This window comes from Pseudodesulfovibrio sp. S3, assembly GCF_004025585.1.
In the GTDB taxonomy this organism is placed as follows: Bacteria; Desulfobacterota; Desulfovibrionia; order Desulfovibrionales; family Desulfovibrionaceae; genus Pseudodesulfovibrio.
Window position 1 is genome coordinate 1 of record NZ_QTZO01000020.1, and the last position, 13,966, is coordinate 13,966.

Sequence of the window (13,966 nt, forward strand, 5' to 3'; positions counted from 1 at the left end):
CGGGAGGGCTTGCTGTCGTAGGGGAAGGTTTGCGCGGGAGGGGGTCGGGGACGAGAGCCGCTGTTGGGAGCCTTTGGCTCCCAAGGTGCTCCAGGTTGACGAAGGGCAATCCGCTTTTTTTTGTGTCCGAACTCGCCACGCCGTTTTTGAAGCATCCTACAGCGATGGGCAATTGGAAGCGGGGCTTAGAGCCTGTTGTGCGCGGCGGAGCGTGGCCCGGAAAGCGTTCGTTCACGAACTTTCTTTCCCGGGCAGTGGAGCCGCGCTACAGGCTCTTGGTCCCGATTCCAGGATCACAGCCCAAAAAAGGCGTTTTTGCCTACTTTTGTCGCCTTGAACAAAAGTAGGGCGCTGCAAGAGCGCAACACTTCAAAAGGATATAGAGCCTAGCTTCCACCGCGAATGCGCTACGAACAAAACAACCAAACCCACCCTGGAGGGGATACGCGCTCATCACCACCGCGGATGCGCGCACATCCTCCCTTCAACAAATATAACAAACCATCCACCCCCCCCTTACAAAGTCGAACAATTGGTCCCGAAGCTTAGAGCCTGTCTTGGGCGGCGAAGTGTGGCCCGATTGAGTCCACAAGGTGGACAATCGTTTCGGGCAGCAAAAGCCGCCTACTGGCTCTTGGCTTCGGGGCCAGGCTCACAGCGCAGAAAAGCGTTTTATGCCTATTTTTGTCGCTTCGTGTTGATTGTCAAACCAAACTGAACACCGAGCTGAGGCCTTGTTGCTCAACGACTTCCCAGGTTGTCCGGTATCCGAATTTCTTCCTTGGTCGATTGTTTATGAGATCAACTGCCCAGCGCAGCCTGTCCGGGTCCGCAAAATCTGAACGTTTTCGTTTTGGGTAGAACTGACGCAGCAATCCATTTGTTTGTGCGTTGAGAGCTCTTTCGTTTGGCGCTTGGGGGCGTCAAAAAGGTTGGGGGAGCGGCAGCGAGGGCTCTGCAACGCAGCCGCTTCTCAATCCATCGCCGCCCTAGGCGGCATCCCTGTCTCCTTCAGGGGCGCTGGCCCAAGCGCCTCCTCCTCATGCGATGCGGCAACTGGGCTGCTCCCGCCCGATGGGCGAAAACACGAACTGCCACAATTGGATGTCCCTGGCCCTGAACGCTCCGGCGCAGGATTGCAGATAATACTCCCACATGCGCCGGAACCGGTCGTCGTACTGTTCTCGCAGGTCCGGCCATGCGCGGCGGAAGGTGCGCAGCCAGCTCATCAGGGTACGGTCGTAGTCCGGGCCGATGTTGTGGAGATCCTCCACCACGAACCATTTTTCCGAGGCGCGCCCGATCTGGGCCACCGAGGGCAGGCAGCCGTTCGGGAAGATGTAGGTGCTGATCCAGGGGTCGATGTTCAGGTCGGTGCAGTTGCTGCCGATGGTATGGAGCAGGAAGAGTCCGTCGGGTTTGAGGCAGCGGGCGGCGGAGTGCATGAATGTGCGGTAGTTTTTCGGTCCCACGTGCTCGAACATGCCCACGGATACGATCTTGTCGTAGCAGCCGTCCAGCAGCCGGTAGTCCAGTTCGCGTATTTGCACGTCCAGCCCGGCGCAGAACTCGCGGGCGAACGCGATCTGCTGTCTTGAGATGTTCACGCCCGTCACGGTGCAGCCATACTCTTCGGCCATGAAGCGGGCCAGCCCGCCCCATCCGCAGCCGATGTCCAGCACCGTGTCGCCTGGGCCGAGTTTGAGCTTCTCGCAGATCAGCCGCATCTTGGCCTGTTGCGCCCAGGCCAGGGCATCGGCCACCTCTTCGTCGCGCTGGGTGTCCGGGCTGCCGTCCATGTCTTTAAAATACGCGCAGCTGTACTGCATGTAAGGGTCGAGAAACCCTTGGAAGAGATCGTTGCCCAGGTCGTAGTGGCGTTCGGCAACGATCCTGGCGCGCGACAGGTCTTGAAGGTTGAGGAGCACTGCGGGCAGGGCGCGCATGAGCATGCGCCAGCATCCACGGATGCGGTCTGCCGTGCCGGATTTCAGCACGCGGCAGATGAGTTCGTCCACGCGCTCGCACTCCCACCAGCCGCGCATGTACCCCTCGCCCAGGCCCAGATTTTTCCTGAGCAGGATGTCGTGAAACAATCGTTCGTCCTTGACGCGGATGTCCCAGGGATCGTTGCCGTCGACCACCACGTCGGCCTCTGCCAGCAAGTCAGCCATGATCTCCTTGCTTGCTGTCATAACGAAGACTCCTTGTACGTCAGGCCCGGTCCCCCTTCCCTGTGGTCCGGGCATGGGTTTTTCAAGCATCGGCAGTTTAGCACTTCAAGGCGACCTCGACAAGACGTCGCTTTTCCTGTGCCCATATATATTAGACAACCACCCTCAAATACCTTACAAGACCTTCCTGTGCCTGGAAGAGGGGTCTTTGCCCCTGTCCGGCGGAATAATATGATAGCAATTGGAAATCATGAGCAAGATCGATAAAATACGCAATTTCAGCATTATTGCCCACATCGACCACGGCAAGTCTACTTTGGCGGACCGCATCCTTGAGATTACCGGCATGGTCGGTGATCGCGATAAAAAGGAACAGTACCTCGACAAGATGGACCTGGAGCGGGAGCGCGGCATCACCATCAAGGCGCAAACCGTGCGCATCCCGTATACCGATCACGATGGCAAGAAGTACATCCTGAATCTCATCGACACGCCCGGTCACGTGGACTTCTCCTATGAAGTCTCGCGGTCCCTGGCCGCCTGCGAGGGCGCGCTTCTGGTGGTCGATTCCACCCAGGGCGTGGAGGCCCAGACCCTGGCCAACGTGTACCTGGCCCTGGACAACGACCTGGAAGTGCTGCCGGTGCTCAACAAGATCGACCTGCCCAGCGCCGAACCCGAGCGGGTCAGCCGCGAGATCGAGGACATCATCGGCCTGGACTGTTCGCACCCGATCATGGTTTCGGCCAAGACCGGCCTGAACGTGCAGGAGGTCCTGGACGCGGTCATTACTTTGCTTCCTGCGCCCAACGGCGACCCGGATGCGCCGCTCAAGGCACTCATCTTCGATTCCTGGTACGACTCGTATCAGGGCGTGGTCGTGCTCTTCCGCATCATCGACGGTACCCTGAAAAAGGGCACCCGCATCAAGATATTCTCCAGCGGCAAGAACTTCGAGGTCACCCGGCTCGGTGCGTTCATGCCCGAGGCCGTGGACATCAAGGAGATGGGGCCGGGCGAGGTCGGGTTTCTGTGCGCCTCCATGAAGGAACTGGGCGATGCGCCCGTTGGCGACACCATCACCAATGCCGAGAGACCGGTGACCCAGCCGTATCCGGGCTTCAAGCCGGTCAAGGCCATGGTCTTCTCCGGCCTGTATCCCATCGAACCAAACGAGTACGAGACCCTGAAGGCGGCGCTGGAAAAGCTCCAGCTCAACGATGCGGCCTTCAGCTACGAGCCGGAGACATCCCAGGCCCTGGGTTTCGGGTTCCGCTGCGGTTTTCTGGGGCTGCTGCATATTGAGATCATTCAGGAACGGCTGGAACGCGAGTTCGAGGCCAAACTGATTACCACGGCTCCGTCGGTCATTTACGAGGTGGTGGGCAATGATGACGTGGCGTTCACCATCGACAACCCGTCCAAGCTGCCCGATCCCAGCAAGATCAAGGCGATCCGTGAGCCGTATGTGCGGCTTGAAGTGCATGTGCCCAACGAGTATGTGGGCGCGGTCCTGGCCCTGTGCGAGGAGAAGCGCGGCATCCAGAAGAACATGGCGTACATCACCTCCAAGCGCGTGGTCATCACCTATGAGATCCCGTTTGCCGAGGTCATGTACGATTTCTTCGACAAGCTCAAATCCTCCACCAAGGGGTATGCGTCTCTCGATTACGAGATCATCGACTATCGCCAGGCCGATCTGGTCCGTCTGGACATCCTGATCAACGGTGATCCTGTGGACGCGTTTTCCAGCATCGTGCACCGCGAGAATTCCGCCCGCATCGGCCGGTCCCTGGCGCTCAAGCTCAAGCGCAGCATCCCGCGCCAGATGTTCGAGGTGGTCATCCAGGCCGCCATCGGCAGCAAGGTCGTGGCCAAGGAACGCAATGCTCCGTTCCGCAAGGACGTCACTGCCAAGTGCTACGGCGGCGACATCTCCCGTAAGCGCAAGTTGCTTGAAAAACAGAAAGAAGGTAAGAAGCGCATGCGTCGCATGGGCAACGTGGAAATCCCGCAGGAAGCATTCCTGTCCGTACTCAAAGCAGACGAAGAATAATCGCCCGCATATATTCCCAAGGAAACTCATGACTCAAAGTTCACTCAAATCGTTCCGCGACACCTTCGAGGCCGTGGTGGTGGCCTTGCTTCTGGCTTTTTTTATCCGCGCCTTCGTGGTCCAGGCCTTCAAGATTCCGTCCGGTTCCATGCTCGACACCCTCCAGATCGGCGACCACCTGCTGGTGACCAAGTTCGCCTATGACATGCGGCTGCCTTCCAACCTCTGGCTCGACACCACGGACGGCAGGGTGTTGATGAAGACCGGCGATCCCGAGCGGGGCGACATCATGGTGTTCAAGTTCCCGGAAGACGAGACCAAGGATTTCATCAAGCGCGTCATCGGCCTGCCCGGCGAGACCCTGGAAGTGCGCAACAAGGTGGTCTACATCAACGGCCAGCCCATTGACGAACCGTATGTCCGGCACACCAAGGCGGACACCCTGCCCATCCGCGACAATTTCGGTCCTGTGGTCATCCCCGAAGGCCGGTACTTCATGATGGGCGACAACCGCGAAGGCTCCTACGACTCCCGCTGGTGGGGTCCGGTCAAACGCCAGAAGATCGTGGGCAAGGCCCTGGTCATCTACTGGTCCTGGGCCTCTGTCACGGATATCAGGTTCAACCGCATAGGCACGATGTTCAACTAGATCGAGTCGAGAAGATTTGCGGCTAAGTATCAATAAACGCGATTCTTATAACGATACGCGCTGGAGGAGGCCTGTATGCCAACAACATCTCTAGCGATTCGAGAATGATCAAAGGATAGTCGAAGCTGGCGAGTGAATTGGCTTGGAGCGCAGACAATTATATGCTCGGTAAATGAACTGGGAGCATGTTGTTCAATCCAAGACGTTTTCCGTAAATATTGAACCCTTTAACGCAAAAACAATTCCTCCAAGTGTAATGCTCGGAGGATTTGATTCAATACTATTATCCGGGGATTATAGATGAAACAATTTATCTTGATTTTAATTTGTCTCTTTGTTGTCGGTTGCACTTCTGCGAAGAAAAAACTGAGTTCAGATTCCATTGTGAAACCTTCAGAACTATCGGACATGAGTGCTTCGGAAGTGGAAAGTGCGCTGGTCAAAGGACACCCTGCAAATTATTTTACACTCGCAGCCAAATTGTTTTCGGAGGGAAAGAAGCAGGAGGGAGTTAAGTGGTTTTATGTAGGACAAATCCGTTACAGGGCTTATTTGCAAGCCAATCCTTCGCTCAAGCCGTCGGAAGACCCTGCTCTGTTCTCCTCTTTAATGTATTCCGTTGGGACACCCTTGAATGAATATATTGGGGGCGACATTGACGAATGGATCGCGACTATTGATGAAGCCGTTCAATGGCACAACAATAATCCCGATTATTTCCTTGATAAAGATAAAAATGAAGAAGTTTATGAATCGGTATTGTCTGGAGTGGAAAAGTTAAAAAAACATATAGTCGACAATCAGGATTCCATTCGGAAGAAACGTGTTGAGAATGGATTGGAAAATCGTTAGGTGGTTGACGTTTTATTTTAATAAAAAAATCTATATAAGTGTCCATGCCATGGTTGCGGCGTTTGCAATAACTGTTGCGGCCGCTAATGCAAGAACAAATCTTCAAGTGTAATGCTCGGGGGGGGCTTGTTCTCGGTGCATGAAACATATAGCCGGGGGAAATATGGGGACACAATATTTATTTTTACTCATAATGTTTGCGCAATGAAAAAGCCGCCCATTTGGGCGGCTTTTTTTGTGATCAGCAGGCTTTCCTGTTTCGTCCCCGCCCTTACCGCTTGATGTCCAGCTCCCGTTTCTTCGTATAGATGAACCGGACCATTTCGTATTCGAAGGGGGAGCCGGTGGAGTGGTAGCTGAAGGCGGTGTTGGCGCGCAGGTTGAGGCCGCGGATGGCCAGGCTCGACAGGTCCAGGAGGGTGGCGTCGTCCATGCCGGCGGATTGGTATATTAATTCCATCTCGATATACAGCAGCAGGATGTCGCCGCCGAAACCGGCGGTGTCGCGCAGGTTGGACGGTCCCATGACGGGCATGACGAAGTACGGGCCGTTGCCCACGCCCCAGTGGCCCAGGGTCTGGCCCACGTCCTCGTGTTGGCGCGGGTAGGATTTGTTGTCAGATGCCAGGTCCATGGTGCCGCCCAGGCCGAAGGTCGTGTTGATCAGGAAACGGGAAAAGGTGATGGCCGCCTTTTTCATCCGAAACTGCAACAGGCAGTTGAAAAAGACCGGCACCTCGTTGATGTTGTTGATGACGTTGTCCACTCCGGTGCGTATCGGCGCGGGAATGACGGCCTTGTACACGTTGGCCGCAGGGTACATGACGTACTTGTCCAGGGTGGCGTTGACCTCGTACAGGTTGCGGTTCATGGGCTCCCACGGATCGTAGACTTCGAGAAAACGCAGTTCAGGAGCGTTCTTCTGAGGCCATCGGTGGACCGAGGTCTTGAATTTTGCAGGTTCCAGGTTCGCCGTCGGGTCGGTCACGTCCACAACCTTGGGGCCGCAGGCCCCGACGAGCATGGCGGCCAGGAGCAGCAAGGGGATGAGGACGCGCCGGGTCATGGTTGGACCTTCCCGATCTTTTCGACCATGGCCTGGACAAAGGCCGGGAACATCAGGTTGCCGCAATGCCCGCCGTGGGGAAAGAGCTGGGCACGGTCGCCAAAGACCTCTTCAAGGAAGCGTACGTCCCCTTGGTCCAGGATGACATCGTCCCGGTTGCCCACGACCATGATCTTGTCCGATTGTTCAAGATAGGGACGGATGGCTTCCAGGCTGCTCTGTCGGACCACTGTGTCGTGGTCCATACCCGGGTCCATGTATTGCAGGAACGGCACAAGGTACTCGTCCAGATAGTTCTCGAAGCTGATGTTGAATGCCTGTTGGGCGTAGGGCATGAGCGGGCTGCTGGTCTTGAGCGGGTAGTCTTGGGGCGGAACCAGGTACTCTGCTTGCAGGCAGACGTCCGAGGTGAAGATCATGGATGCCGAGGACACCCGGAAGGCGGCTCCGATGAGCGTTTTCAGATCCCGTTCATTGAGGTTCATGTTCGTGATCATCTCGTAGAGGAATTCGTCGTCCAGATCGGTGACGTCCGCTTTCAGGTAATATTCGGAGAATCTGTCGATGAATTGTTCGATCTGCTGATGCACCGTGACCTGGCCGAGATTCTCGCTGGTCAGCCAGGAGTCCAGGCGGGTGACGGACCGGTAGAGCGACACGGGCGGGTTGATCATCAGCACTTTCTGGAAATTGAAGGTTTTCTGTTCTTCGTCCATCTGGGCCAGGAAGGCCGAGTGCAGGGCGCCGAGGCTGTACCCGGTCAGGGAATAGCCGGTGACCGTGCATTCCTTTTCGACTTCCTCCTTGACCCAGCGCATGACCCGGTTGAGGTCGGCCACATCAAAGGGCACGTAGCCCGGCACGCCGTGCTCGGAGGCGCTGACAACGAAATTCATGTGGGTCGGAGAAGACAGGGCCACCACATGGAACCCGGCTTCAAAGAAGACCTGGGTCAGGAAGGCCATTTTGGAGGAATTGTGCTCCGCACCGGTGCCGGCGATGACAAAGATCAGCGGGGCAGGGGTGTCTTGCAGGGCCGTGGTGAAGAACATGTCCCGGGTGTAGGAGAAGACCTCAGGTGTCTGGCGGTCTTCGATGCGTATGGCGCGAACTTCGGGCCGCACGGGATTCTCGAAGACATAACTGATGCCGGAAGGTGTTCCATAAACCGTGGCTTTGTATGGGTTCTCAATGGGATACGCGGCTTCTTCGGCCGCCAGTGAAACTGTCGGAAGAAGCAGGATCGTGAGGATGAAGGCAAGTATTGTTCGCATGCTCTCGCAGGGTGAAAGGGCCAGTCCGACACCGGGAAGCCCTATACTATTACCCTGATGTTTCGGGGAAAGCAATGGCGCAGGTAGGTTGCGCGTTGGGGGAGAGCTTCTCGGTGGGGCGAGGCTATGACGCTGTCCGTCGGGTCCGAACGTGTTGCGGATCGTTTTCATCGGCATGGCCCCGAGTCGGCCCGGGCATTCACGGAATGATTGCGGCCGCCTCTTTTGGGGGCGGTTTTTTTGTCTTCCTGAAGTGGACACCCGAACGCTTTCCGCGTATTTAATTCAGAAGTCTTGAATTTCTCTAGACTTGAAGCGCGGATGGCGATTTTTCATGGCGAAGCAGAGTCTATTTGCGGGGATTCCCGATATCCTGGATGAACAGAAATTCGCTCATGGCGGGAACGTGCGGCGCATGGCCGAGACCGCCGGGTGTTCGCCCGAGGAGATTCTCGATTTTTCCGCCAACGTGAACCCGCTCGGACCGCCGCCGTGGCTGGGGCAGGTGGTGGGGCAGGCGCTGCAATCCGTTGATTCGTACCCGGACCCTGAGAGCCACGACCTGATCATGGCCGCCTCGGAAAAGTACAAGGTCTGGCCCACGCAGGTGGTGGCCGGCAACGGCGCGTCCGAACTGCTTTTCGCCATCGCGGGCATGGGACGGCACCGCCAGGCCATTATTCCTTCGCCCACCTATGTGGATTATGCCCGTGCCTGCAAGGCGCACCGCCTGTCTGTTGTCGAGGCGGGCATGAGCGAGGATTTCCAGGTGGATTTCCCGGCCATGGGGTCGCTGCTGACCACGCCGTCCATCGTGTTTCTGTGCAGCCCGAACAATCCCACCGGTACCCTGGTGTCCGCCAGCGACCTGCGCGAAGTGGCGGCCATGTTTCCGCAGTCGCTCTTTGTGGTGGACGAGTCCTTTGCCGATTTCCTGCCCCAGGATGCGGACCGGCTCGTGCGTGACCGGCCTGCCAACGTGATCACGGTCCTTTCCCTGACCAAATTCTATGCCATTCCCGGCATCCGGCTCGGCCTGGCCTTTGCGGACCCGGACATCATCTTGCGCATCAGGCAGCGTATGCCCGCTTGGTCCGTGAATGCCCTGGCGCAGAAGGTCGGGGTGCGCTGCCTCAAGGACACGCAGTATGCGGTCCATACCCGCGAGCAGACCAGCCTGTTGCGTGAAGGTCTGGCCGCCGGGTTGCGCCAGGTACCCGGCATCAGGGTTTTTCCCGGCACGGCCAATTATCTGTTCTGCCGCATGGAACGGATCGGTCGTGACGCGGTCTGGCTGCGCGACCGGCTCCTGGCCGAGCACCGAATCGGTATCCGGCTGTGCGGCAATTACACCGGCCTGGACGACAACTGGTTCAGGGTGGCCGTGCGGGACAAGGACGACAACGAGCGGCTGATACGGGCCATGGAGGCGGTCAGCGGCACGGCTCGCGCCCCGCTGGTCACCCGTACCAGGAAGACGCCCGCCCTGATGATCCAGGGCACCAGCTCCAATGCGGGCAAATCCGTGCTGGCCGCGGCCTTTTGTCGCATTTTCTTGCAGGACGGGTACAACGTGGCCCCGTTCAAGGCGCAGAACATGTCCCTCAATTCCTACGTCACGGACCAGGGCGGGGAGATGGGGCGCGCTCAGGTGACTCAGGCCATGGCCTGCCGCCTCAAGCCCGATGTGCGTATGAACCCGGTGCTGCTCAAGCCCGGCTCGGACACCGGTTCCCAGGTCATCGTCATGGGCCAGCCCGTGGGCAACATGGCCGTGCGCGAATATGTGGAATACAAACCCCGTGCCTTTGAAGCGGTCAAGGCTGCCTACGATTCCCTGGCCAACGAATATGACATCATGGTTCTTGAAGGGGCGGGCAGTCCGGCCGAAGTGAACCTGAAGCACCACGACATCGTGAACATGGCCATGGCCGAGTATGCGGACGCCCGCGTCCTGCTGACCGGCGATATTGACCGGGGCGGCGTGTTCGCTTCCATGGTCGGGACCATGAACCTGCTCACGCCCGCGGAACGGAACATGGTGGAGGGCTTAATCATCAACCGGTTCAGGGGGGACGCCTCGCTGCTGGACCCGGCCTTTGGCCAGATGTTCGAGCATACGGGCAAGCCGGTCATGGGCACGGTGCCGTATATCCATTCCCTGGGACTGCCCGAGGAGGACTCGGTCTCCTTCAAGGACGGGTTCAGGCCGGAATCGAACAAGTTTCCCGACGAGCAGTGTGTGGAGATAGTGGTCCTTGATCTGCCGCGCATCTCCAATTTCAACGACATCGACCCGCTCTACGCTGAACCGGACGTGAAGGTGCGTGTGGTCTCCGATGCACGCGACGTGGGTATCCCGGATGCGGTCATCATCCCCGGCTCCAAGTCCACGGTGCCGGACATGCGTGTTTTGAAAGGCATGGGCATGGCTGCGGTCCTGCGCGAGTTGGCGGGTGACGGTCACCGGACCCGTATCGTGGGTATCTGCGGCGGTTTCCAGATGCTCGGCCAGACCGTTGACGATCCCTTTGGACTGGAGTCCGAGACCACCCGCGTGGAAGGCTTCGGCCTGCTGCCGGTGCAGACCGCCCTGGCCCCGGAAAAGACCCTGACCCGCACCTGGGGCGTGCACTCCGCTTCGGGCCGGTCCGTGCACGGTTATGAAATTCATCACGGCAGGACAGAGCCGCTCTCCGACTCCCTGCGCGTGGCCCTGCGCGACAATGCGGGTGAGCCGATGGGATACATGCGGGCCGACAACCGGGTGCTGGGCACCTACCTGCACGGGCTGTTCGACGCGGACGGTTTCCGGCGCTGGTTCATCGACCAGTTGCGTATGGACAAGGGACTCTCGCCCCTGGAAGAGATCCAGACCACCTTCGACCTGGAGGACGCCCTGGACCATCTGGCTTCGGTCGTGCGTGAGGCCATATGCATGGACCGGGTCTACAAGGCGCTGGGCCTGTCCGGCTGCTGCACCCAGGCCAGCCTGTTCTACAAGATGGGCGGCTGAGAATCCGGGACCAACCGTTTCGGCGGGGCCGTGTCTTTTTTGTCCGGTTATGCTTTGCGACTGCGGGCGCTGGCCACGGTGCAGGTGTTTTTTCCTTTGGATTTGGATTCGTACATGGCCTGGTCCGCGCTCTTCAGGAGCTCGTTTTCCGTGTCTTCGTGATCCGGGAAAACAGCCACGCCGATGCTGCCTCCGATCTCCACCGTGCCTGCTTTCAGGTCAAAGGAACGGCACAGTTCTCGGACGATCTTTTCACCCACCCGGGCCGCTTCCTCCACGTTGTGAACCTCACTCAGGATGATCGCGAATTCATCACCGCCGAGCCGGGCCACGGTGTCGGTGCTCCTGACGGAGGTGGACAAGGTCCCGCTCACCTTGATCAGCAGTTCGTCGCCTGCCTGGTGCCCCTTGGTGTCGTTGACCTCCTTGAAGCCGTCCAGGTCGATGTAGAGCAGGGCGAGTTTGCGATCATAGCGCCTGGCGTTGGCGATGCCTGCGGTCAGCCGGTCAAAGAACAGCTTGCGGTTGGGCAGGCCGGTCAGGGGGTCGTACAGGGCCAGGGCGATCAGTTGGGCCTGGTACATCCGACGGCGGGAGATGGCCAATGCCAGGTGCCATGCCCCGAAGGCGACCACCATGAACAGGGCACCTCCCCCCATGAACAGCCTGAAAAGAAGGGAATGTGTGTAGCCGTTGAGGATTTCAGGCCGGATATGGGACAGCAGTATCCAGTAGTATCCTCTCCGGGCGTCATCTGCTGAACCTCCGTCAACTTGCGGGTTTAGGCTCGTGCTGAAGGACCGCCCTTCAGCCAGGGGGTAGATCTTTTTGTATGTGAACAAACCGTTGTCAGTGGAGATTTGTCCTTGTTGGGTGGCCGTAATCCGCTGCCACTCGTCAGGGTAGTCCTCGGCAAAGGAGTCTTTTTCCCGGCCCTTGAACATGAATCCCCATTCCCTGCTTTCGTCGGGGTGGAGCAGCCAGTAGCCGCTTTGATTCATGAGCATCTTGGTCCCTTCTGACGCAATCCCGGAGTGGATGATTCGCTTCAGCAGTGTTTTTGCAGTATAGTTGATCAGGACTATGCCCCTTTTGTTGCCGGCGGAGTCGAATACCGGGGTTCCGAACCGCATCATCGGCGTCAAGGGGTGCTCCACCTGGCCGTTTTCGATGTTGAGGTCGAGCGGGGAAATGAAAATGTCCCGGTCCCCGAGGGCGAAGCATTCCTTGAAGTAGTACCTGTCTCCCTTGTTCTGCAGTTGATTCGCAGGAACCGTCTCAATCTGCCCATCCCGGTCATTGACGCGGACCCGCTCCATTCCGGTGGCGTCCAGATAGCGGATTTGGTCGTAGACTTTTTTACTCTCTGCAAGACGGACGTACTCGAGTTGCATGGCCTTGATCTGTTCCTCGCTGCCGGAGCCGAGAAGGAGTATCAACTCGTTTTGCTTGGCAAGAAACAGGACGTCACCGGATATATGGTTAAGCTCCTCCGTGATCGCTGTCCCCTGGAGTTCCAGGGAATGGAATTCGAGCGTCTTGAGTTCCTTCAGGAAGGAATTGATGTCAAAGTAGTAGAGGACCGCTGCGCCGCCGCCCAGAACAAAGCCTACCAGGAGGAAGAGCAGGAAAAAGAGGTTCATCGCCTTCTGGATGACTTTTTGGTCTTCTCTTTGTGCCGCCTTGACACTTTTTGTGTGGGTATTCCTGAGAACCATGTGGATCTCCTTCGTCAACAGAGTTCGTTCCGTATCGGTCACTGAGTGCAGCTGTGGCGGCGAGGCAGTGGCAGATTGCGCTTCTTATTTACTATTGTAACATGGGGAGATAATCAAGAAAAGTAAGGGCGTTCTCTGTCCGGCAGGAGGGAAATGGCCGTTTTGGTGGCTGTCAAACGTCCCTGCGAAGGGGCAAATAAGCCTGGACGAAAGAGTATTTTGTCGCAAACACCTGTTCGAGTATTGACTTGCGGTTCAAAAACAGGTTTTTAGGGATGCCGTCGGCAGGATATGCCGTTCATGGTCGGAATTGCGCCGCTCAATGAAAACGTGTATCCACCCTGAACGAATATATGTCATTTGAGGCTAACAGAGAGTGCCCATGCGGCCACTGCCAAGGAGGAATTCATGTACGTTGGACTGAAAATGCTTCGCGACTTCGTCACAGTCACCCCCCACACTCTGGTCAAAGACGCCCAGAAGCAGCTGGAGGACAGCAAGCTCTGGATGCTCCTGGTGGTGAACGACGACGGCAAGCTGGTCGGCTACGTGCGCAAGGAAGACATCTCCGCAGCCCTGCCCAGCATCATGACCTCCCTTGAAAAACACGAGATCAACTACCTGATGAGCAAGCTCACCGTGGAAAAGATCTATCGCACGGACATCAAGACCGTGGCCCCGGAGACCGAAATCGAGGGCGCGGCCGACATGATGTTCGAAATGAACCTGGCCGGACTGGCCGTGGTCGGCGATGCCGGAGAGCTTATCGGGTATATAAATCGAAACGTCATGCTCGACGTTTTGGCCGAAGAGATGGGATATCGTGAGGGCGGCAGCCGGCTGACCCTTGAGGTCGAGGACCGTTCAGGCGTGCTTTACGAAGTCGCCGGCGTCATCGCCAACATGAAGATGTCCATCATCTCCACCGGCACCTTCTTCTTTAACGGACGCAGAATAGTTGTCGTCCGCATAGATACCGAAGACCCGTCCACTGTCGCTACGGCGCTCAGGGATCGGGGCTACAAACTGGTCACTCCCGAAGATTTCGTGGGAGAATGGACCTAAGGGCTCATCCGCCGATTCGATAGCATATGGACCGGGGCGGTGTTAGCGTATTCACCGACCGGCCGTGCAACGTCGCTTGGGACGGTGTGTCCTTAA

The 13,966-nt window shown here is 57.7% G+C and carries 9 protein-coding genes; 5 read left to right on the top strand and 4 right to left on the bottom strand.

What is annotated here, in order from left to right; genetic code table 11:
* Window positions 1-1,040: 1,040 nt before the first annotated feature.
* Window positions 1,041-2,195, bottom strand: coding sequence for a cyclopropane fatty acyl phospholipid synthase (cfa, locus tag DWB63_RS15025; RefSeq protein WP_128329678.1), 1,155 nt, complete (start codon window positions 2,193-2,195; stop codon window positions 1,041-1,043).
* A gap of 229 nt (window positions 2,196-2,424) precedes the next feature.
* Between cfa and lepA the strand changes: the two genes are divergently transcribed.
* From lepA to DWB63_RS15040, 3 genes are all read left to right on the top strand, one after another.
* Entirely contained in the window at window positions 2,425-4,230 is a 1,806-nt protein-coding gene (gene lepA, locus DWB63_RS15030; RefSeq protein WP_128329679.1) for a translation elongation factor 4, read from the top strand.
* A 28-nt stretch (window positions 4,231-4,258) separates the two neighbouring features.
* Complete coding sequence (gene lepB / locus DWB63_RS15035) at window positions 4,259-4,879, top strand: signal peptidase I (RefSeq protein ID WP_128329680.1); 621 nt, start codon at window positions 4,259-4,261, stop codon at window positions 4,877-4,879.
* A gap of 300 nt (window positions 4,880-5,179) precedes the next feature.
* Window positions 5,180-5,731 carry a hypothetical protein gene (locus DWB63_RS15040; protein ID WP_128329681.1) on the top strand — a complete coding sequence of 184 codons (552 nt, stop codon included), beginning with the start codon at window positions 5,180-5,182 and terminating at the stop codon, window positions 5,729-5,731.
* Window positions 5,732-6,002: 271 nt separating this feature from the next.
* Here the strand turns inward: DWB63_RS15040 and DWB63_RS15045 are convergent, their stop codons facing one another.
* Together DWB63_RS15045 and DWB63_RS15050 are read right to left on the bottom strand one after the other, a co-directional pair.
* Window positions 6,003-6,797 (bottom strand): VacJ family lipoprotein, encoded by a 795-nt coding sequence (locus tag DWB63_RS15045; protein ID WP_128329682.1) that lies wholly within the window; start codon window positions 6,795-6,797, stop codon window positions 6,003-6,005.
* Entirely contained in the window at window positions 6,794-8,071 is a 1,278-nt protein-coding gene (locus tag DWB63_RS15050; protein ID WP_128329683.1) for an alpha/beta hydrolase, read from the bottom strand. The genes DWB63_RS15045 and DWB63_RS15050 overlap by 4 nt, the downstream gene beginning before the upstream one ends.
* Window positions 8,072-8,405: 334 nt before the next feature.
* On the opposite strand from DWB63_RS15050, the gene DWB63_RS15055 reads away from it, so the two are divergent.
* A complete protein-coding gene (locus DWB63_RS15055; protein ID WP_128329684.1) occupies window positions 8,406-11,087 on the top strand; it encodes a cobyric acid synthase in 2,682 nt (893 codons plus the stop codon).
* A 47-nt stretch (window positions 11,088-11,134) separates the two neighbouring features.
* Here DWB63_RS15055 and DWB63_RS15060 read toward each other — a convergent pair whose 3' ends face one another.
* Window positions 11,135-12,805, bottom strand: a complete 1,671-nt coding sequence (locus DWB63_RS15060) for a diguanylate cyclase (protein ID WP_128329685.1) — start codon at window positions 12,803-12,805, stop codon at window positions 11,135-11,137.
* Window positions 12,806-13,213: 408 nt separating this feature from the next.
* Between DWB63_RS15060 and DWB63_RS15065 the strand changes: the two genes are divergently transcribed.
* A complete protein-coding gene (locus DWB63_RS15065; RefSeq protein WP_128329686.1) occupies window positions 13,214-13,870 on the top strand; it encodes a CBS domain-containing protein in 657 nt (218 codons plus the stop codon).
* Window positions 13,871-13,966: the final 96 nt, after the last annotated feature.